The following is a 21,059-nucleotide window of genomic DNA, read 5'->3' on the forward strand; positions in this document are numbered from 1 at the left end:
CGAAAACCTGCGACCGCAGCACCCCGTCCGACAGCCAGCACACCCACGCTATTTCACCGCGCGCACACCTACGCCCAGACCGACCACCGCCACGCCCAAGGCGGCGACGATTCCTGCCAGAACGCTGCTCGACGCGAAGTCTCCGGCAAAGAGTGCCCGCTCGGCGTCTACGACGTAGCCGAGCGGATTGATGTTCACGAGGACCTTCATCCAACCTGGTGCGTCCTCGAGTGGAAGCATGGTTCCCGACAGGATCAGGAGCGGGAACATCAGCGTCTGCTGAACGACCCAGAACATCCAATCCTGCTCCCGCACAGCCAGAGCGAGAGCGTACGAGAGCGCACCGAGTCCGACGCCGAACACTCCCAGCAGGACTATCCCGAGCGCGGCTCCCGCTGCATTGACGTCCAATCCGAGCGGAAGTGCGACCAGAATGATCAGAATCGCCTGCGCGGCAAGCGGAACCATCTCCTTGCACGCTCGCCCGATCAACAAGGACGAGCGTCGGAGCGGAGTCACCAACATTCGCTCGTGCGATCCCTGCTGCATCTCCATCAGGAGGTTGGACCCGGTCATCGTCGTTCCGAAGATCGCGATCATCACCAACACACCGGGAATGAACCAATTCCATACGCCGTCACCGGTACCCGGAACCCCTTTGAGCAGAGGCCCGAACAACGCCAACAGGATCAGCGGCTGGATGAGGCTGAAGATGACGCTGACCGGGTCACGCAACATCGGTCGCAGTTCACGACCCATCACGATCGCGCTGTCTCGAACGATGTTGCCGTGCGCGCTACGTGGGGTATCGAGTGTGATTGTCATGGCGGGTTCCTGTTCGTCGTAGTTCTTCGTCGTAGTTCTAGGAAGCGACCGCGGCGGCGCTCTCGCGCAGGCTGCGGCCGGTGAGAGTGAGGAAAACGTCGTCGAGAGTCGGCCTGGTGATGTCGGCAGTAACTGCGCGGGCGCCGCGGGTATCGGCTTCACGCAGCAATACCGGGAGCGTCGAATCACCCTCGCCGGCACGGATACTCACCGAGTTTGCCTCGACCGTGACGTCACGCACAGTGACAAGTTGCTCGGCCACCGACGCCGCGATGCCGGCCGCTTCGGCACTGTCGAAGGTGAGCAGAAGATGATCCCCCGCGAGATCCGCTTTGAGTGCGGCAGCGGTGTTGTCCGCGATGACAGTGCCCTCGTCGATGACGATGACCCGCTCCGCCATCGAATCCGCTTCTTCGAGGTAGTGCGTGGTCAGCACGATCGTGGTGCCCATCTCGCGCCGCAGCCGGAGGATGTGGTCCCAGAGGTTGGCCCGACTCTGCGGGTCCATGCCCGTGGTCGGCTCGTCGAGGAACAGGAGCGGTGGGCGATGGACCAGGCCCAGAGCGATATCGAGCCGCCGTCGCTGCCCGCCGGACAGCGTACTGACCTTTCGAGTACCCAACTCGGTGAGTTCGAGATCACGCAGCAATTCGTCGGCCCGGACCTGCGAGTCGCCCTTGGGCATTCCGTAGCACAACCCCTGCGTCACCAACTCGTCGCGAACCCGCTGGTTGTGGCCGGCTCCGTTCCCCTGTCCGACGTATCCGAGGCTCGATCGCACCTCGTTTCGTGCCGCAGCGATGTCGAATCCCGCGATCCGCGCAGTACCGGAAGTGGGCTCGAGCAAGGTGGTCAGCATGCGCAACGTCGTCGATTTTCCGGCACCGTTCGGCCCAAGCAAGGCAACCAACTCGCCCTCCGCTACGTCGAGAGTGACTCCCTTGACTGCTTCCACGAGCTTCTTGCCCTGGGCGAAGTGCTTGGTGAGCGCCTTCGTCTCGATCATCGGTCTGCCGTCGTTGATGCGACTCATGATGTGCCCCAATTTCTTCTCGACTGATCGGATGTGGACCAACCTAAATTCAATTGAGGACGCATTGGGTCCTAAATGTTTGGCAGACTTCTGGCCATGAAGGAGACATCGGCTCGCCTACTGCGGTTGCTGTCACTGCTCCAGACGCGTCGAGACTGGTCCGGTGCCGAACTCGCAGACAAACTCGCGATCACCCCGCGCACAGTCAGACGTGACGTGGACCGCCTCCGCGATCTCGGCTACCCGGTCGACGCGACAGTCGGAGTCGGTGGCGGATATCGCCTGGGAGCGGGCGCGGAGATGCCCCCGCTACAGCTCGATGACGAAGAAGTGCTCGCGGTGGCACTTTCACTGCAGTCCGGAGCGACCGGCTCGGTGGTCGGCATCGGCGAGGCCTCGATGCGCGCGCTGGCGAAGCTGCGGCAGATCATGCCGTCGAGGCTGCGACACCGTCTGGAGTCGCTGTCGATCGACGTCGTGCCACGCGAGCCCGCCGCGAGCGCAGTCGATGCGTCGGTCTTGTCCGCCATCGCGTCGGTGTGCCACAACCACGAACGCCTGCGATTCGACTACAGCACTCACGACGGCACCCAGAGCCGGCGCGAGGTGGAACCGTACCGGCTCGTACGGTCGGGTGTCCGGTGGTATCTGGTGGCCTGGGATCTCGCTCGCGAAGACTGGCGATCATTTCGCGTAGACAGAATGGAACCCAAGATCCCCACCGGCCCACGATTCGTGCCGCGGGAACTACCCGCCGGTGGTGCAGCAGACTTCGTTTCCCGCGGTGTCGCTCGGGCCTATTCCTCCACGCGCGCAACCGTTCTACTGCATGCACCCATCGAGCAGATAGCACCGATGGTCAACGAACAGTGGGGATCGGTGGAGTCCACCGACGAAGGGCGTTGCGTCATAGTGCTTTCGGGCACTTCTCTGCGATCGATCGCACACTGGCTCAGAGCTTTCGACGTCGATTTCACCGTTGTGAATCCACCTGAACTCCGCGAGGAATGCCGCACGATCGCGGCGGAAATGGCAGTCGCCACTCAGCGGTATCTCGATGCATGACAGCGTTTTTCACCCAAATACAACAAGACCCCAACTCCGAAGAGTTGGGGTCTTGTCAGTACGTCATGCGTCGGTTGCCCGACTCACATGGACGTCTTAGACGATGGTAACGCCGGTGGCCTGCGGGCCCTTGTTGCCCTGACCGATCTCGAACGCCACGCGCTGGTTCTCCTCGAGAGTGCGGAAGCCGCCACTCTGGATCTCGGAGTAGTGAACGAAGACGTCAGCACTGCCGTCTTCGGGAGCGATGAAGCCGAACCCCTTCTCGGAGTTGAACCACTTCACGATGCCCTCTGCCATGTAAATCTCCTCTAACACAGTGTCAACAGGCAGTCGCTTCGACCGCCCGGGTCACTTACTACGACCGTTCTGAGACAAATCCGTGGAGGATGTCCAAACGCTCGCAACCTAACCATTTGCGAGCGTGGAAACACAAACACAAACACTTACGACCACCACAAGTAGACCACACATCCGCCGTGTTGTCTTCCCTGAGGCCTTCATCACTGCCCAGCCCGTTGACAGGCATACCCCCTGGGGGTACCTTCGATTGCAGGGCGATACCTACACCGGGTATCCGTAAAATAAGCTTTCCACAACCGAAGGGACCTGCGATGACCACCGCCGAATACACCGTTTCCGGAATGACCTGCGGACACTGCGTCGGATCCGTCAAGGAAGAGATCGGCAACATCGCGGGAGTAATCGCGGTGGATGTCGAACTGGCGAGCGGACGCGTCGTCGTCACCAGCGATGCTCCCGTCTCCGCAGCCGACGTCGTCGCAGCAGTCGACGAAGCCGGCTACGCAGTCGTACCAAGCTGAGTCAGCCGTGCGCACCTCGACAACACTTGCCGCCTACGCCGTAGGGCTGGTCGCCGTCTTCGGCGCCGCCCTCGGCGTGGGGGCCGCAATCGGAAGCCCGATAGACATGTCCACCGCCCAGCACAGCACCCACGAATCAACCACAGAATCGATGCCAGGCATGGATTCGGCAACACCTGCAGGACTCGAAGTCTCTTCCGGCGGATACACACTCACCGATGTGACCGCACCCGGTCGAGCTGGGGAGCCGGGAACCTTGACCTTCCGGATTCTCGACGACACCAACACGCCCGTCGTCGATTTCGACCTCCTGCACGAGAAGAAACTCCACCTCATTGTCGTCCGAAACGACACCAGCGAATTCCGCCACGTACATCCGTCCCTCGCTGCAGACGGCACCTGGTCGATCGACTGGGCCTGGCCCGCCGCCGGCACCTACCGAGTCTTCGCGGACTTCGATCCCACCGACGGCACCCAACTGACACTCGGCCGAAACTTCGACGTGGCAGGCGAATTCACTCCTGCGCCGCTACCTGCGAAGAGCGCGACCACAACCGTCGACGGATACACCGTGACTCTCGACGGTGATCTGACCACTGCCGGCGGCCCGATCACGCTGAGCGTTGCTCGCGACGGAGCCCCGGTCACCGATCTCGATCCGTACCTCGGCGCCTTCGGTCACCTCGTTGCCCTGCGCACCGGCGACCTCGCCTACCTGCACGTGCACCCCGAAGGCGAGCCAGGCGACGGCGTCACAGCTCCTGGTCCGGACATTTCCTTCCACGCACAGGCACCGAGCGAAGGCACATACCGGCTGTTCCTCGACTTCCAGCACGAAGGCGTGGTTCGGACCGCCGAATTCACTGTTGATGCAGGCACTTCCACGGCTTCAGTTCCAGACAATCACGAGGGAGGGCACTGATGACGTCACCGACTGCGGTCGACAATGCTGCCAACTCGAGCAGCGTCGAACTCGCGATCACCGGGATGACCTGCGCATCCTGCGCGTCACGAATCGAGAAGAAGCTCAACAAGATCGACGGCGTCACAGCCACCGTCAACTACGCGACGGAAAAGGCCAAGGTCACCTTCCCGGACGGGGTGCCCGTCGAAGATCTGGTCACTGCCGTCGAGAACGCCGGTTATTCCGCCGCGCTCCCCAAGCCGCCCAGCGCGCCGGACACCGTCGACCCGGATGCGGAAACCCCGCAGGATCGTGATCTGCGCGAGCTTCGTACCCGCCTGATCATCTCGACTCTTCTCTCCGTGCCGGTCATCGCTATGGCAATGATTCCTGCGCTGCAGTTCGACAACTGGCAGTGGCTCTCCCTCACACTGGCCGCACCGGTCATCGTGTGGGCGGCCCTCCCCTTCCACCGGGCTGCCTGGGTGAACCTGCGTCACGGCGCGGCCACGATGGACACGCTCATCTCGCTGGGCACCATCTCGGCCTTCGTCTGGTCGCTCTACGCACTGTTCTTCGGCACTGCGGGCGAAGCCGGTATGAAGCACGCCTTCCGGCTGACGGTCGACCGGATGGACGGCAGCGCCAACATCTACCTCGAAGTTGCCGCGGGCGTCATCACGTTCGTGCTGGCCGGACGCTACTTCGAGCACAAGTCCAAGCGCACGTCCGGCGCCGCACTACGCGCACTCATGGAGCTCGGTGCGAAAGACGTCGCGGTATTGCGCAACGGCGTCGAAGTACGAATCCCCGCCGAAGAACTGGCAGCCGGCGACTCCTTCATCGTCCGGCCCGGCGAGAAGATCGCCACCGACGGCATCATCACCGAGGGCCGCTCAGCCGTCGACATGAGCATGTTGACGGGTGAATCCGTGCCTGAGGAAGTCGGTGTCGGGGACACTGTCGTCGGCGCCACCGTCAACGTCGGTGGAACCTTGACCGTCGAGGCAACCCGGGTCGGGAGCGACACCCAACTCGCCCAGATGGCGGCACTGGTCGAAGACGCCCAGAACGGCAAGGCCGAAGTTCAGCGCCTCGCCGATCGGATCGCCGGTATCTTCGTACCGGTCGTCATCGCGATTGCCGTTGCGACACTGGGCTACTGGCTCGGCACCGGTAACCCTATCGAGATGGCCTTCACCGCTGCTGTCGCCGTGCTGATCATCGCGTGCCCCTGTGCCCTCGGATTGGCAACGCCCACAGCCCTGTTGGTGGGCACGGGTCGCGGAGCCCAGATGGGAATCCTCATCAAGGGACCCGAGGTGCTCGAATCGACGCGCGCAGTCGACACCGTCGTGCTCGACAAGACGGGAACCGTCACCACCGGTCAGATGACATTGCTGGACACCGTGGTGGGCGAAGGAACAACCGTCGACGAGGTCCTTCAGCTGGCGGGCGCACTCGAACATCGCTCCGAGCACCCCATCGCCGCAGCGATCGCGAAGGGTGCGACCGAAGCCGTGGGCGAATTGCCTGCGGTCGAGGATTTCGTGAACGTCGCCGGGCGCGGCGTGCAGGGAATGGTCGACGGTCACGCCGTCGTCGCGGGCCGAGACGCGCTGCTCGCCGACTGGTCGATGCCGTTGCCGGAAAATCTCCGCGAGGCGAAGGCTGCAGCAGAGAAGGCCGGGCGCACCGCAATCGCGGTGGGCTGGGACGGCAAGGCGCACGGCATCCTCGTGATCGCCGACGCGGTCAAGGACACGAGCGCCGAAGCAATCGCGCAGTTGAAAGCACTCGGCCTCGAACCGGTTCTGCTGACCGGTGACAACGCCACCGTTGCTCGCACTGTCGCGGATCAGGTCGGGATCAGCACCGTCTTCGCCGAGGTCATGCCTGCGGACAAGGTCGACGCCGTCAAGAAACTGCAAGCGGAAGGACGCGTCGTGGCCATGGTCGGCGACGGCGTGAACGACGCGGCAGCCCTGGCTCAGGCCGATCTCGGCCTGGCGATGGGCACGGGTACCGACGTTGCGATCGAGGCCAGCGACATCACTCTGGTGCGAGGTGACCTGCGGTCGGCAGCCGATGCAATTCGACTGTCCCGCAAGACGCTCAAGACCATCAAGGGCAACCTGTTCTGGGCATTCGCCTACAACACGGCTGCGATCCCGCTGGCTGCGGCCGGCCTGCTCAACCCGATGCTCGCCGGTGCCGCAATGGCATTCAGCAGTGTGTTCGTGGTGAGCAACAGCCTGAGGTTGCGGCGGTTCAAATAAGGGGCAAGCCCCCTGTGCGCGGTTAGGGAGTCCCTGCACTCCTTAACCGCGCACGGGGCTATTCGCCTCCAGCCAGCCGAACGAAGGCTGCTGCGTCGAGCATCTCGCCACGCGTCTGAGGCTCGATACCGGCAGCGAGGAGCCGTCGTTCGGCCTCGGCAGGCGAACCTGCCCAACCGCTGAGAGCGGCACGCAAAGTCTTGCGGCGCTGTGCGAACGCGGCGTCGATCGCCGCAAAAACCTGCTTGCGGTGCTTCTCGTCCATCGGCCACGGCGGCTCCGCGTACCGATCGATACGAACCAGTCCTGATTCGACCTTCGGCACCGGCCAGAACACGTTGCGTCCGACGGCACCGGCGCGGCGAACCTCGCCGAAGAAGTTGGCCTTGACGCTGGGAACGCCGTAGATCTTGCTTCCCGGATCAGCCGCCAGGCGATCGGCAACCTCGGCTTGCACCATCACGAGTGCGGTCCGCAGACTCGGAAGCGACGCGAACAGGTGCAACAGCACCGGCACCGCGACGTTGTACGGCAGGTTCGCAACCAGCGCGGTCGGCTCGCCGGGAATCTGTGAAGGCAGCACACGCATCGCGTCCGCTTCGACGACGGTCAGTCGATCGGCAAGCTCCGGCGCTCGCTCGGCCACCGTCTTCGGGAGGCGAGCCGCGAGGTTGGGATCGATCTCGACCGCGATCACACGATCGACGACGTCCATCAGCGCCATCGTCAGCGAACCGAGACCAGGCCCTACCTCGAGAACGACGTCGTCACGTGTCACGCCTGCCGTGGTGACGATGCGCCTCACGGTATTGGCGTCGTGAACGAAGTTCTGCCCCAACTGTTTCGTGGGCCGGACACCGAATTCCTCGGCAAGAGCGCGCACCTCGACCGGACCGAGCAGGGCTGCCTGCCCGCGCGGAGTAGCGATGGGTTCGTTCGATTGTTCGGCGTCTGACACCAGTAGAACTTATCCCAGTCCGAGGCGACCCGAGCACGACGGCCATGCGCCCCAGCCCTGAGTGCGCTGGGTCTGTGTCGCAATCGCGATCTGTTCTTCACGGGTGGCGAGGTCGGCGCGGGGCGCATACTTCAACCCGCCCTGTCGTTCCCAGGTGTTCTGATCGAACTGCACGCCGCCGTAGAAACCGTTGCCGGTGTTGATGGCCCAGTTACCGGTGGCCTCGCACTGTGCGAGCGCATCCCACGTCGAACCGTTCTCCACGGGCGGCACCTCGGTGCCCGGCTTCGTTCCGACACGCACGACCTTCGGCTGCGCCGGTGTGGTGATCGTCTCCGAGACCTGGGTACGTCCGGCTTCGACACCGTTGACGAGATTCACGGCGAACGTCACGTCACGCACGCCGGGCACGCCCGGGTTCTCGACGATCGTGCGACTCTGGTTCATCGTCGGATCCTCGATGCGCTGATCCGGCGGATCGAGCGGCAAGGTCTCGACCTTGTTCTCGGTGCGGTTGCGCGTCACCGTGACCTCCAGGCCCTCGGTCAGTGGAGCGTCGGCGGCGGGAACCACCGTGTCCGACTGCTCGAGCGGAGTGCCGTTGGCGGTAAGGAACTCCCCGACCGTCGGCGCCGCGATACGCACGTCTGCTGCCGCGTTTGCGCCGTCGACCAGTTTTGCGACGACCGGTGTCAGCACGTCGAGCGCGGCGCCGTCCAGCGGAAGACGCTGCGAGCGCGAAGCCGACACGTGCACATCCGCCGCGACGTCCAACTGCTTCAACGCGTCGTCGACGGTCAAGGCTGTGGTCCAGAGCTTCTGCGGCTGACCGTCGACCGTCAGCGTGATCTCACGGGCACGACGGAGCACCACGGTGTCGCCGTCGGACAGCGAAGCGTCGGCCGCGGGAGCAACTGCATCCTTGTCACCGATCGGGTAACCCGCGTCCTCGAGAGCGCCGTCGACGTTGGTCGACATGGTGCTCAGGCGAATCTGCTCACCGTCGACATCGAGAGTGATGGTCTTGTGCCGGACGACGGCCAGAACACCACCCACGAGAACCGTCAGGAGAAGAGCGGCGATCGCCGAGTACAACAACGGCGACCTGGTCGAGTTGATTTTGGCGAACGGTGACATCGGTTCCTGTGTTCTGTGAGGTGTGAGCGCGTCAGCGCAGGCCCAATTTGCTGGTGCAGGACGGCCAAGCACCCCAGCCCTGACCGGCGCGGACCTTCTCGCCGATCGCGATCTGCTGTTCACGTGATGCGAGGTCGGCGCGAGCTGCGTACTGACCGCCGCCGAATGCTTCCCAGGTGCTCTGGGTGAACTGAAGTCCTCCGTAGAAACCGTTGCCGGTGTTGATGGCCCAGTTTCCGGTCGCCTCGCACTGAGCAATGGCATCCCACGTCGACGCGTTGGACACAGCGGGAGCGGAAGCCTGCTTGGTACCGACCTTCACCACTGCTGCGACCGGTTCCTTGATCACGGTCGCGGACAGTTCGGTTCGTCCGGCCTCGACGCCGTTGACGGTCTTGACCTCGACAGTGGCCGTGCGCTCACCCGGAACACCCGGGTTCTCGACGACGGTCTTGTCCTTCTCCAGCTCGGGATCCTCGACCTTGTTCTCCGGCGGCGCGATCGGCTGCGTCTCGACGCGAGTGTCCGTGCGGTCGCGAGTGACCTGGATGGTCAGGCCGTTGGTAACGGGTGTGTCGGCGGTGGGAACCACCGAGTCGGCCTGCTCGAGCGGCGCATTCTTGGCCGCGAGAAGATCGCCGACGGTCACGGCGGCGAGCTTGACCTCCGCCGCGGGAGCGCCACCGTCGCTGACGCTGACGGTCTTCGGGCTGACGACGTCGAGCTCGGTCCGTTCGAGCGGCAGACGATGCGAGCGCGAAGCCGAGACTGCGAAGTCGTCGGAAACATCTACCTGCTTCAATGCCTCGTCGACCGTCAATGCGGTGGTCCAGATGGTGGTCGGCTGACCGTCGACGGTCAGAGCCAACTCACGGGCACGGCGCAGTACGACGGTATCGCCATCGGACAGGGAGGAATCGGCACTGGGTGCGAGCGCGTCCTTGGGATCGACCGGGTATCCGGCGTCCTCGAGAGCGGTACCGACGCTGCTCGACATCGTGGACAGCGAAATCATGTCGCCGTCGACATCGAGGGTGATCGTCTTGTGCCGAACCACGGCGAGCGCACCCCCGACGATGAGCGTCAGAAGCAACGCACCCACCACTGAATAGAGAAGTGGTGACTTCGTGGAGTTGATCTTGGCAAAAGGCGACACAGGAAATCCCAAGGCAGACGACGTTCGATCACAATACGGTAACGACCGAGGGTTGTATCGGCAACTAAATCACAACAAAATGCGACTTTTGTCACGGAACGGCAACGGCGTGTCGTGTGTTCTGCACTTTCCGGCTCCGATACCCGTGTATCGATTCAGCTCTGGGCGCAGTATGTTCTCGTCTGGTTCAAAGCAGTCCGGCGATCCCGGGCGCGACAGAAGAAAGCTGGGCGATAGTGCGAAGAAGATTCGACAGACCACGTAATGCCAGGTGGCCGATCCTGGCCATCCTGCTGGCGCTGATCGCAGCGCTGTTCGCCCCCGGAATCGCGAGCGCGCAACCCGGCCGCACCTACACGATCGCCACCGATCTGACATTCGCCCCGTTCGAATTCGAGAACGAAGACGGCAAACTCGTCGGCATCGACATCGACCTGCTCAATGCGATCGCCGAGGACCAAGGCTTCAAGGTCGACATCAAGCAGCTCGGCTTCGACGCTGCACTGCAGGCCGTGCAGGCCGGGCAGGCCGACGGCGTCATCGCGGGCATGTCCATCACCGACGCCCGCAAGCAGGTGTTCGACTTCTCCGACCCGTACTTCGAGTCGGGCGTGCAGATGGCGGTCCTCGAGACCGACAACGACGTGAAGTCGTACGAGGATCTGAGGGGCAAGCGCGTCGCCGTCAAGAACGGCACCGAGGGCGCCAGCTTCGCCGAGTCCATCAAGGACCAATACGGCTTCACCACAGTCTATTTCGCCGACTCCGCCAGCATGTACGACGAGGTCCGCACCGGGAACTCCGTCGCAGTCTTCGACGACTACCCCGTCCTCGCCTACGGCATCACACAGGGCAACGGCCTCAAGACGGTCACCGAAAAAGAGGTGGGCGCGAGCTACGGCTTCGCAGTCAACAAGGGCCAGAACGCCGAACTGCTCCAGATGTTCAACGCCGGACTGCAGAACCTGCGCGACGACGGCCAGTACGACGAAATCGTCTCGACCTACCTCGGTCAGGGCGCGTCGACGTCGGACAACTCCATCATCGGCTTGATCAAGAGCACCTACCCGCAGCTTCTCAAGGGCCTGTGGTTGACGATCGTTCTCTCGGTCGTCTCGATCGCGATCGCTCTGGTCCTAGGCGCGATCTTCGGTCTCTGCCGCGTGTCCACCAACATGTTCGTCCGAGGTATAGGCACGACCTACGTCGACATCTTCCGCGGCACACCGCTGTTGGTGCAGGCATTCTTCATCTACTTCGGCATCCCGGCAGCCCTGCATTTCCAGATGTCCGCCTTCACCGCAGGCATCATCACGCTCTCGCTCAACGCCGGCGCGTACATGGCTGAAATCGTCCGCGGCGGCATCCTGTCCGTCGACAAGGGACAGATGGAGGCGTCACGAAGCCTGGGCATCAGCTACATGAAGTCGATGCGAAAAGTCATCATGCCGCAGGCAATTCGCACGATGATCCCGTCGTACATCAACCAGTTCGTGATCACCCTCAAGGACACGTCGATCCTGTCGGTCATCGGACTCGCCGAGCTCACTCAGACAGGGCGCATCATCATCGCGCGCAACTTCCAGTCGTTCAACATGTGGCTGATCATCGGCGTCATGTACTTCATCATCATCATGGCGCTCACCAAGCTGTCGAACCGCCTCGAGAAGAGGATCAACAAGTGACCGAAACAGCCGTCAACATGGGCAAGTCCGCCACCGAGGTCAAGATTTCGGTCAAGGGACTGAAGAAGTCGTTCGGCGACAACGAGGTCCTCAAGGGCCTGGACGTCGACATCAAGAGCGGTGAAGTGGTCTGCGTCATCGGGCCTTCCGGTTCCGGCAAGTCGACCTTCCTGCGTTGCCTCAACCGCCTCGAAGACATCACCGCCGGATCCGTGCGCGTCGACCAGTTCGACCTCACGAACAAGGATGTCGACATCGACAAGGTGCGCCAGCACATCGGGATGGTGTTCCAGCACTTCAACCTGTTCCCCCACATGAGCGTCGTCGAAAACGTGATGCTCGCTCCGGTGCAGACCGGGCGATCGACCAAGGAGCAAGCTCGCGAGATCGCCGTCAAGCTGCTCGGCCAGGTCGGTCTCGCGGAGAAGGCAGATGCCAAGCCCGCCAGCCTGTCCGGTGGGCAGAAGCAGCGCGTTGCCATCGCCCGCGCACTCGCGATGAGTCCGGACATCATGCTCTTCGACGAGGCCACCAGCGCCCTCGACCCCGAAATGGTGGGTGAGGTTCTGCAGGTGCTGCGCGACCTCGCCAAGCAGGGCATGACCATGGTCGTCGTGACCCACGAGATGGGCTTCGCTCGTGAGGTTTCCGACCGAGTCATCTTCATGGCCGACGGATACATCGTCGAAGAAGGTAAGCCGGAGAGTCTGTTCGGCAACCCCCAGCAGCAGCGCACCCAGGACTTCCTGGCGAAGGTTCTCTAGGGGCAAGCCCCCTGTGCGCCTTTTTGGTAGCGGGGACTACCGGAAAGGCGCACGGGTGGTGGCCAATTCGACGACAACGGCCGTCTCCATCCAGCCACGACGACCGGCAACCAGCGACGACATGCCGCGAAAAGACCGTGGGACCTTCTCGACTCGAACGTGATCGGTGCTCCCAGGTACCAATACCCAGTGCCTGGGTTCTTGTTCGACAAACTCGCCGCGCCCGAGTCGGATCGAGAGAACGATCCCGGCCGTAGGTTCCACGTCGTCGGGATAGATTCCTCCATGAACCGTCCCGTCGAACCACAGCGACTCACGTGTGGGGTGCAAAGCCCACGCAGATTTTTCGCCGACCACCGGCAACGGTGCACAGCACTCGAATTCCCACGTTTCGATGCGGACTGTGACCACGTTGTAGTCATTCATCTGAATACTCCGCGCAGTAGACGAACCGGGACACGACCGTCCCGGGCGCGGAGTTACCTGTCAGACCACCATAGCGTCAGAGCTTGTAGACGCGCTCCGCTGTCGCCGTGGACGCTGCTGCCAGCGCCTGCGGATCCTCGCCGCGGATGTCTGCGAGTGCGCGCACCGTGTACGGCAGGCAGTACGACTCGTTGGGCGCACCGCGGAACGGGTGCGGCGTCAAGAACGGCGCATCCGTCTCGACGATCAGCTGATCCGAGGGCACCAACAGCGCGGCCTCACGCAGCGCCTTCGCATTCTTGAAACTCACGGTTCCCGAGAAACTCAACACGTAGCCCGCGTCGATGCACGCACGGGCCATCTCCGAATCCGAGGAGAAGCAGTGGAACACCACAGTCTCCGGCGCGCCTTCCTCGTGCAGCACCCGCAGCAGGTCCTGATCGGCTTCGCGATTGTGAATCATCAGCGTCTTACCGAGACGCTTCGCGAGGTCGATGTGCCACCGGAAACCGTCGACCTGCTCCTCGATGGTGGCGCACCCTTCGAGCTCGCCCGGCCAGTAGAGATCCAGCCCGGTCTCCCCCACCGCGACGACCCGCGGATCGGACGCCAACCGTTCTATCTCGGCTCTGGTGTCGACATCGAGGACGTTCGCCCTGGTCGGATGGATTGCGACGGCTGCGTAAACCCTCGAATCCCAGTTCGCAGCGTCGACGGCAAAGCGTGCGGCATCAAGGTCGTCGGCCACCGTGACGACCCGTCCGACGCCGACGGCTTCGGCCCGATCGACAATTTCGGCCACGGTCGCAGCGTCGTGCGCACCACAGGCGTCGAGGTGCGTATGTGCGTCGATCAGAGGCGACAAGGGCTCAGGGGCATCGGGGGCGGGACGGTCTTTGCTCACGCCCGATAGAGTAAGCCCACCATGACTGTGCCTGCCTCACCCTCCCAGACCCCGCGCCCGGACTCCGCTGCCCCGGAAGGCGCGGAACGATCGCCGTTCTACATCACGACAGCGATCGCGTATCCCAACGGCGCTCCGCACATCGGCCACGCGTACGAGTACATCTCCTCGGACGCGCTCGCCCGTTTCAAGCGGTTGGACGGTCATGAAGTGTTCTTCATGACCGGCACCGACGAGCACGGTCTGAAGATGCAGCAGACAGCGATCAAAGAGGGCATCGACGTCCGCGAACTCGCGGCTCGGAACTCCGACGTGTTCCAGAACCTCGACAAGGTCCTGAACATCTCGTACGACCGGTTCATCCGCACCACCGACGCCGATCATCAGGTCGCCAGCAAGGCGATCTGGGAAAAGATGGCCGCATCGGGCGACATCTACCTCGACACGTACTCGGGGTGGTATTCGGTTCGTGACGAGGCCTTCTACACCGAAGCCGAGACCACGCTTCTGGACGACGGCACCCGTCAGTCGACGGAGACCGGCACTCCGGTGGAGTGGACCGAGGAGTCCAACTACACCTTCCGTCTCTCGGCCTACGAGGACCGTTTGCTTGCTCTGTACGAAGAGCATCCCGAGTTCATTGCCCCCGCGACTCGTCGCAACGAGATCGTCAGCTTCGTCAAGGGCGGCCTCAAGGACCTGTCGATCTCGCGCACCACGTTCGACTGGGGCGTCGAGGTTCCCGGAGACCCCGACCACGTCATGTACGTCTGGGTCGACGCCCTCACCAACTACCTGACCGGCGTGGGTTACCCGAACGTCGACTCGGCGGAGTTCGAGAAGTTCTGGCCCGCGAGCCTGCACATCATCGGCAAGGACATCACGCGTTTCCACACCGTGTACTGGCCGGCGTTCCTCATGTCTGCCGGCATCGAACTGCCGGAGCGGGTCTTCGTCCACGGGTTCTTGTACAACAAGGGCGAGAAGATGTCGAAGTCGGTCGGCAACGTCGTCGACCCCATCGCGATGGTCGATCAGTACGGCCTCGACGCGGTCCGTTTCTTCCTGCTCCGCGAGATCTCGTACGGCCAGGACGGCAGCTACAGCCACGAAGCAATCGTGACGCGTATGAATGCAGACCTGTCCAATGAACTGGGCAACCTCGCGCAGCGTTCACTGACGATGGTCGCGAAGAACTGCGATGCCCAGGTACCGACCCCCGGCGAGTTCACCGAGGACGACCTGGCGATGCTGGCGTCGGCGGATGCCCTGCTTGCCAAGTGCCGCAGCGAGTTCGACGTGCAGGCGCTGCATCTCGCACTGGAAGCCATCTGGGGCGTTCTCGGCGAGACCAACCGGTACTTCTCCAAGCAGGAACCGTGGGTTCTGCGCAAGACGGATCCGGCACGCATGGCGACGGTTCTGTACGTGACGCTCGAAGTGGTCCGTATCGTCGGGCTTCTCGTTCAGCCGGTGATGCCCGACGCGGCGTCACGCATCCTCGATCTGCTTGGCCAGAGCGAAGAGAACCGGCAGTTCGCCGACATTGCGGTTCGCATCGACGCGAACCGGAAACTGCCTGCTCCGGCGCCAGTTTTCCCCCGCTTCGTCGAGGAATGAGCTAAGCGAGAGTGCCGCACGTGGGGTCCGAAATATCCGCCTACCGGCGGATGTGTCGGACCCGACGTGCACACTCCAGCCATGACCACGAATAGAACATACATTCGAACCAGCGCTTCGGCGCAGACACTGCCATGGAACGGAGCACGGGTGTCCACTCAGGAGGTCAGCCCTCAATCCGTTTCCGCGGTGCGAGATCTCGTTTCCGAACTGTCCGCGGCGTACGACCGCGGATGGCAGCCGGCGGATCTGATTCACCTGGCGCGTCGAAGTAAAGAAGCGTCCGACGCCGATCTCGCCGCCACCACCATCCTGTTCGACGCGAAGGCGTCGCGCGCCTCCGATCGCGCTCCGCTCGAATGGGTGGGGCAGTTGCAGACGATCGGCGAGCAGTATCCGAAGTCTCGGCACATCGCTTCTCGAATCACCGTGGACGACGACGTTTTTCGCTCCCTCGCGGCCGGCCTTCTGTTCCAGGATCCCTACTTCCTCGTTTCGCAGATCGTCGACGTCGCGCGATCGTGGATGCGCCTACCTCAGTGGACGGTGTTGCTCGCGCCACCATCCACCTGGCCGTCGCAACGCACCGATACCAGCTATGCCGGCGTCGGCGATACCGAGGTCGACGCCAAGGTACTCAAGCGAATTCGTGGACTACTCGCCAAAGCGGAAGCAACCAACTTCGCGGAAGAAGCCGAGATTTTCACCGCGAAGGCCCAGGAGTTGATGACCCGGTACGCCATCGACTCCGCACTGCTCCACAGTCGCGCCGGGGTCACCGACACATCCGTCAATGCCCGACGCATTCACATCGAGAACCCGTACGTGAAGGAAAAGGTTCACCTCCTGACCGAGATCGGCGAATCGAATCGAGTCAGGACTGTCTGGTTCAGCGACATTGCACTCGCGACCGTCGTCGGCACTCCGGTCGACCTTCAGCAAGTCGACATGCTGTTCACTTCCCTGCTCGTACAGGCAACCCGTGCAATGCAATTCGCCGACTCGAGCAATCGTGGCGGCTCACGCACCACCTCGTTCCGCAAGGGATTCCTGGCCGGGTTCGCCAGCCGCATCGGACACCGCCTGCGTGACGCCGGCACCAAAGCCACCGCCGAAGCGGCCGACGCGGCATCGATGGACGTCGCGGATCTTCTGCCGATCCTCGCCACCACATCCGAGGCCGTCGACGCCGAATTCGATCGATTGTTCCCGACAACCCGTAAGACTCGCGGACGGTCCGTGGACGCCGAAGGCTGGCACGCCGGCCAGGCTGCAGCCGACGACGCCAACCTGCGTCCCGGCACACCCGCCGTGAACCGCTCCCGCTAGTCCTTGCGCGCAGCCAGGACCGTCTCGTACAACTCACGCTTGGAGACTCCGGCCGTTGCGACCAGAGCACACGCGTCCTTCAATCGTGCTCCCCCCTCGACCAGCCTTTCCACCTCGTCGACCAGATCGGCAGGATCAGATGCCACCAGCACTGCGCCTTCGAGCACCACCGTGATCTCACCGCGAACGCCCTCGGCGGCCCAAGCAGCTAACTCCCCGAGAGTGCCGCGCTTCACTTCCTCGTAGGTCTTGGTCAATTCCCGGCACACAGCCGCGCGGCGATTCGGCCCGAGCACTTCCACCGCATCTGCGAGGCAGTCGGCAAGGCGATGAGGCGCTTCGAAGAACACACACGCTCGCTGCTCGGTTGCCAAGGCAGAGAGCCACGTCTTGCGCTGCCCCTGCTTACGCGGCGGGAACCCGTCGAAGCAGAACCGCTCGACGGGCAATCCGGAGAGTGCCAGCGCCGTCGTCACCGCCGACGGACCGGGCAAGCACGTGACGGCGAGGTTCTCGGCTACGCAGGCGGCGACAAGGCGATATCCGGGATCGCTGACCGACGGCATGCCCGCGTCCGTGACCAGCAGGACGGTCTTGCCTTCGGCGACGTCGGCGACCAGCGCGGGCAGCCGGGAAATCTCGACCTGATCGTAGAAACTGACGATCTTCCCGGTGATGGTTACCTCGAGCGCGGACGCCAGAGACTTGGTGCGTCGTGTGTCCTCCGCAGCAACGACGTCGGCGGTTGCGAGAGCAGACCGAAGACGCGGAGACGCGTCACCGACATCTCCCATGGGTGTTGCGGCGAGTACCAAGCGACCAGTCATACCTGACAGCCTACGATTGCCAGGTGACTGTGCAGACGGACGAGCGGCCAACGCCCGCCACGAGCGATCGGGTAATGCGTAGTCCCGGCCCGCTGGTACCGGATCCTGATTTCGGCCCGACCGACAGATTGCGCGGCTGGATCGTCACCGCTTTCGTCACCGCTATCGCGGCGATCACACGCTTCACGATGCTCGCCTACCCGACCGACGCCGGCACACCTGTCTTCGACGAGAAGCACTACGTTCCGCAGGGCTGGCAAGTTCTGACCGGTGGCGGCATCGAAGACAATCCCGGTTACGGATTGGTGGTACACCCGCCCATCGGTAAGCAGATGATCGCGATCGGCGAAGCACTCTTCGGTTACAACGGTTGGGGGTGGCGATTCTCGTCGGCCCTGGTCGGGACACTGATGGTCTTGCTGATCATCCGGATCGTGCGCCGCATGACGCGCTCCACGCTGATCGGCGCGATTGCCGGAATCCTGCTCATCGTCGACGGCGTCACCTTCGTCTCCTCACGCCTGGGGATGCTCGACATCTTCCTGGCTTTCTTCGTCCTCGCTGCTCTCGGATGCCTGGTGGTCGATCGCGACCAAGTCCGCGAACGGATGGCGAAGGTATACGAAGAGGGCCGAATCGGCGACTCTGCCTGGGGTCCGCGGCTGGGTTTCCGGTGGTGGAGGTTCGGCGCCGGCATCCTGCTCGGCCTGGCCTGCGGAACCAAGTGGTCCGGCATGTACTTCATTCTGTTCTTCGGATTGCTCAGTGTTGCCTTCGACCTGTCAGCGCGCCGCGCCTACCGCGTGCAGCGCCCATGGGTCGGCACTGCAGTTCGCGACATCGGGCCGGCTCTGTATGCGTTGGTGATCATTCCGCTCGGTGTGTACCTCGCGAGCTACTGGGCCTGGTTCACCAGCGAGACCGGCGTCGACCGTCACGCCGTCGGTAACGAGATCGGTGAGGGCGGCACATGGAGCTTCATTCCCTCCGCGCTGCGCTCACTCTGGTACTACAGCGGCAGCGTTCTCCAGTTCCACGCCGGTCTGACCAACTCCGCCGGAAACCACCACCCGTGGGAGTCGAAACCGTGGACGTGGCCGATGGGGCTACGACCGATGCTCTACTACTACGCCGACGGCGAGCAGGTCACCGGTTGCGGGGCCGCCAGCTGCGTCAAGGCCGTGATGCTGATCGGCACACCGGCGATGTGGTGGCTGGCCCTACCGATGTTGGCGTGGGCGATCTGGCAGACGTTCGTGCGCAGGGACTGGCGATACGCCGTGGTCCTGACGGGCTACGGTGCCGCTTACCTCCCGTGGTTCGCGACGCTCGACCGCCAGATGTACTACTTCTACGCAGTTGCACTCGCCCCGTTCATGGTCATGGGATTTGCGCTGGTCCTCGGCGATGTACTGGGCAAGGCGAGCGCGTCCGTCGAGCGTCGTACCACCGGACTTCTGGCAGTCAGTCTGTACATCGGTCTGGTCGTGGCCAACTTCGTCTACCTCTGGCCGATACTCACCGCCATGCCGATCACGCCGGAATCGTGGCAGAACCATCTGTGGTTGCCCAGCTGGAAATAACCGGACGACAAAGGGGCACCGAACCGCAGTTCGGTGCCCCTTCACAGTTCAAGTCCTACTCCGCTCAAGTCCTACTCCACTGACTTACCCACACGGCGTCCTCGGCGCGGGCGTAGGAGAGCACGTTTCTGCTCCTTCGCCGCAATGATGATCGGGTCGTGCGAAAGATCCTTGTACAGCGAGAAGCACAGTCCGATCATGACCAGCACGAACGGCGCCGCAGCGATGATCGTCATGGTCTGCAAGCCGTCGAGCGCTTCGGAACCACCGGTCCACAGCAGAAGCGCCGCGACGCCACCGGTCAACATGCCCCAGAACACCACGACCCAGCGACTCGGTTCGAGCGTTCCGCGCTGCGAGAGCGTCCCCATCACCATCGACGCAGCGTCGGCGCCGGAGACGAAGAACACTGCGACGAGCAGCATGACGAGGACAGTCGTCACTCCGGCCAACGGCAGATTGTCGAGCATGCCGAACAGTTGAGCCTCTTCCGAGCCTCGGCCGGACAAGCCGATTCCGTCGCGTTCCTCGCCGATGCCTGCGCCGCCGAAGATCGCGAACCAGAGCAAGCTGACAGTCGTGGGAACGGCGATGACGCCGACGATGAACTGGCGGATCGTGCGGCCGCGGCTGATGCGGGCCAGGAACATGCCGACGAACGGCGTCCACGACACCCACCATGCCCAGTAGAAGATCGTCCACGACGAAAGCCACGCGCCGGTTTCAGGATTCGACGATGCACCCGTGCGGGCCGACATCTGGGCGAGGTCGGAAACGTATGCACCAATGGTCGTCGGGAGCAGATTGAGAATCAGTACGGTCGGCCCGAGAACGAACACGAACAGGGCCAAGATCAGCGCGAGCACCATGTTGATGTTGGAGAGCCACTGAATTCCCTTGGCCACACCGGAAACTGCCGAAGCGACGAACGCCAGGGTCAGCACCGCAACGATGGCCACGAGCAGGAATACGCCGGCTTCTTCCATCCAGCCGACTACCTCGAAACCGGAGCCGATCTGAAGTGCGCCGAGCCCCAAAGATGCTGCGGTGCCGAAAAGCGTCGCAAAGATTGCCAGGATGTCGATGACCTTGCCGATCGGCCCTTCGGCTTTGCGACCGAGCAACGGGATGAAGGCCGAACTGAACAGTTGCTTGCGTCCTCGGCGATACGACCCGTACGCAATGGCAAGGCCCACAACGGCATACATCGCCCAAGGATGAAGACCCCAGTGAAACATGGTGGTAGCCATGGCAGTTCCGACGCCACCGTCGGTGCCGGGAGGCGGAGTCACGTAGTGCGCAAGCGGTTCCGCGACACCGAAGAACATCAGGCCGATGCCCATGCCGGCGCTGAACATCATGGCGATCCAGCTGACGGTTCGGAACTCGGGCTTCTCACCGTCTTTGCCCAGCGGAATGTCGCCGAATCGACTGACAGCGAGGTAGATGGAAAACAGCACGAAAGCCGAAGCTGCGAGTACGAAGAGCCAGCCGATGTTCGTCACCAACCAGCCGAGAACACTTCCGGTTACCGAGTTCAGGTTGTCGGGAGCTACGAGACCCCACACGACAATAGCCAGCACCGCTGCGGCCGCCACGGAAAACACCACGTAGTCGGTCCGAACGCCTACCCGAGTAAAGCCCGTCTCCGGGCGCTCTTCGTTGGCCCCGGAATCTTGTTCGGATCGATCAGATTTCGTCACCATAGATGACTACGTTCGTCACTTTGTGGGCCAAAAG

19 protein-coding genes are annotated in these 21,059 nt (G+C 63.1%); 9 read left to right on the forward strand and 10 right to left on the reverse strand.

Annotated features, from left to right (window positions below; genetic code table 11):
* Window positions 1-48 precede the first annotated feature (48 nt).
* Both A0W34_RS21000 and A0W34_RS21005 read right to left on the reverse strand, forming a co-directional pair.
* Window positions 49-825 carry an ABC transporter permease gene (locus A0W34_RS21000; protein ID WP_007729012.1) on the reverse strand — a complete coding sequence of 259 codons (777 nt, stop codon included), beginning with the start codon at window positions 823-825 and terminating at the stop codon, window positions 49-51.
* Between the two features lie 37 nt (window positions 826-862).
* Window positions 863-1,858 (reverse strand): ATP-binding cassette domain-containing protein, encoded by a 996-nt coding sequence (locus tag A0W34_RS21005; protein WP_081558221.1) that lies wholly within the window; start codon window positions 1,856-1,858, stop codon window positions 863-865.
* Between the two features lie 96 nt (window positions 1,859-1,954).
* Here A0W34_RS21005 and A0W34_RS21010 point away from each other — a divergent pair, with 96 nt between their 5' ends.
* Window positions 1,955-2,923: a helix-turn-helix transcriptional regulator gene (locus A0W34_RS21010; protein WP_047272612.1), complete on the forward strand. Its 969-nt coding sequence runs from the start codon at window positions 1,955-1,957 to the stop codon at window positions 2,921-2,923.
* A 96-nt stretch (window positions 2,924-3,019) separates the two neighbouring features.
* Here the strand turns inward: A0W34_RS21010 and A0W34_RS21015 are convergent, their stop codons facing one another.
* Window positions 3,020-3,223: a cold-shock protein gene (locus A0W34_RS21015; protein ID WP_003946232.1), complete on the reverse strand. Its 204-nt coding sequence runs from the start codon at window positions 3,221-3,223 to the stop codon at window positions 3,020-3,022.
* Window positions 3,224-3,537: 314 nt separating this feature from the next.
* On the opposite strand from A0W34_RS21015, the gene A0W34_RS21020 reads away from it, so the two are divergent.
* Genes A0W34_RS21020 through A0W34_RS21030 form a run of 3 tightly spaced genes read left to right on the forward strand, consistent with a single transcriptional unit; the run spans window position 3,538 to window position 6,930 of the window.
* On the forward strand, window positions 3,538-3,747 hold the full coding sequence (locus A0W34_RS21020; protein WP_081558222.1) for a heavy-metal-associated domain-containing protein: 210 nt from the start codon (window positions 3,538-3,540) through the stop codon (window positions 3,745-3,747).
* 7 nt (window positions 3,748-3,754) lie between these two features.
* Window positions 3,755-4,669, forward strand: coding sequence for a hypothetical protein (locus A0W34_RS21025; protein ID WP_081558223.1), 915 nt, complete (start codon window positions 3,755-3,757; stop codon window positions 4,667-4,669).
* Window positions 4,669-6,930: a heavy metal translocating P-type ATPase gene (locus tag A0W34_RS21030; protein WP_081558224.1), complete on the forward strand. Its 2,262-nt coding sequence runs from the start codon at window positions 4,669-4,671 to the stop codon at window positions 6,928-6,930. Before A0W34_RS21025 ends, A0W34_RS21030 begins: the two co-directional genes overlap by 1 nt.
* 58 nt (window positions 6,931-6,988) lie before the next feature.
* On the opposite strand, the gene rsmA is transcribed toward A0W34_RS21030, so the two are convergent.
* The 3 genes from rsmA to A0W34_RS21045 are packed head-to-tail and all read right to left on the reverse strand — an operon-like array spanning window position 6,989 to window position 10,181.
* On the reverse strand, window positions 6,989-7,888 hold the full coding sequence (gene rsmA / locus A0W34_RS21035) for a 16S rRNA (adenine(1518)-N(6)/adenine(1519)-N(6))-dimethyltransferase RsmA (protein WP_003946263.1): 900 nt from the start codon (window positions 7,886-7,888) through the stop codon (window positions 6,989-6,991).
* Window positions 7,889-7,897: 9 nt separating this feature from the next.
* Window positions 7,898-9,025: a resuscitation-promoting factor gene (locus A0W34_RS21040; protein ID WP_007729017.1), complete on the reverse strand. Its 1,128-nt coding sequence runs from the start codon at window positions 9,023-9,025 to the stop codon at window positions 7,898-7,900.
* Between the two features lie 31 nt (window positions 9,026-9,056).
* Complete coding sequence (locus tag A0W34_RS21045; protein WP_042921286.1) at window positions 9,057-10,181, reverse strand: resuscitation-promoting factor; 1,125 nt, start codon at window positions 10,179-10,181, stop codon at window positions 9,057-9,059.
* Between the two features lie 236 nt (window positions 10,182-10,417).
* Between A0W34_RS21045 and A0W34_RS21050 the strand changes: the two genes are divergently transcribed.
* A complete protein-coding gene (locus A0W34_RS21050) occupies window positions 10,418-11,866 on the forward strand; it encodes an amino acid ABC transporter substrate-binding protein/permease (RefSeq protein WP_003946214.1) in 1,449 nt (482 codons plus the stop codon).
* Window positions 11,863-12,630, forward strand: coding sequence for an amino acid ABC transporter ATP-binding protein (locus A0W34_RS21055; protein WP_003946239.1), 768 nt, complete (start codon window positions 11,863-11,865; stop codon window positions 12,628-12,630). Before A0W34_RS21050 ends, A0W34_RS21055 begins: the two co-directional genes overlap by 4 nt.
* Window positions 12,631-12,666: 36 nt before the next feature.
* Here A0W34_RS21055 and A0W34_RS21060 read toward each other — a convergent pair whose 3' ends face one another.
* Together A0W34_RS21060 and A0W34_RS21065 are read right to left on the reverse strand one after the other, a co-directional pair.
* A complete protein-coding gene (locus tag A0W34_RS21060; protein ID WP_081558225.1) occupies window positions 12,667-13,056 on the reverse strand; it encodes a DUF6578 domain-containing protein in 390 nt (129 codons plus the stop codon).
* A 76-nt stretch (window positions 13,057-13,132) separates the two neighbouring features.
* Window positions 13,133-13,960 carry a TatD family hydrolase gene (locus A0W34_RS21065; protein WP_081558226.1) on the reverse strand — a complete coding sequence of 276 codons (828 nt, stop codon included), beginning with the start codon at window positions 13,958-13,960 and terminating at the stop codon, window positions 13,133-13,135.
* 21 nt (window positions 13,961-13,981) lie between these two features.
* Between A0W34_RS21065 and metG the strand changes: the two genes are divergently transcribed.
* The gene (gene metG, locus A0W34_RS21070; protein ID WP_003946248.1) at window positions 13,982-15,580 is read left to right on the forward strand and encodes a methionine--tRNA ligase; all 1,599 of its coding nucleotides are present in this window, start codon (window positions 13,982-13,984) and stop codon (window positions 15,578-15,580) included.
* An 81-nt stretch (window positions 15,581-15,661) separates the two neighbouring features.
* The gene (locus A0W34_RS21075) at window positions 15,662-16,909 is read left to right on the forward strand and encodes a DUF2786 domain-containing protein (protein WP_232329897.1); all 1,248 of its coding nucleotides are present in this window, start codon (window positions 15,662-15,664) and stop codon (window positions 16,907-16,909) included.
* Here the strand turns inward: A0W34_RS21075 and rsmI are convergent.
* Window positions 16,906-17,736 carry a 16S rRNA (cytidine(1402)-2'-O)-methyltransferase gene (gene rsmI, locus A0W34_RS21080; protein ID WP_003946264.1) on the reverse strand — a complete coding sequence of 277 codons (831 nt, stop codon included), beginning with the start codon at window positions 17,734-17,736 and terminating at the stop codon, window positions 16,906-16,908. The genes A0W34_RS21075 and rsmI overlap by 4 nt on opposite strands.
* A gap of 74 nt (window positions 17,737-17,810) precedes the next feature.
* Here rsmI and A0W34_RS21085 point away from each other — a divergent pair, with 74 nt between their 5' ends.
* On the forward strand, window positions 17,811-19,319 hold the full coding sequence (locus tag A0W34_RS21085) for a dolichyl-phosphate-mannose--protein mannosyltransferase (RefSeq protein WP_081558228.1): 1,509 nt from the start codon (window positions 17,811-17,813) through the stop codon (window positions 19,317-19,319).
* Between the two features lie 71 nt (window positions 19,320-19,390).
* Here the strand turns inward: A0W34_RS21085 and A0W34_RS21090 are convergent, their stop codons facing one another.
* On the reverse strand, window positions 19,391-21,025 hold the full coding sequence (locus A0W34_RS21090; protein WP_003946258.1) for a BCCT family transporter: 1,635 nt from the start codon (window positions 21,023-21,025) through the stop codon (window positions 19,391-19,393).
* Window positions 21,026-21,059: the final 34 nt, after the last annotated feature.

Origin of the sequence: Rhodococcus sp. BH4, assembly GCF_002079265.1 — a bacterium.
In the GTDB taxonomy this organism is placed as follows: Bacteria; Actinomycetota; Actinomycetes; order Mycobacteriales; family Mycobacteriaceae; genus Rhodococcus_F; species Rhodococcus_F qingshengii.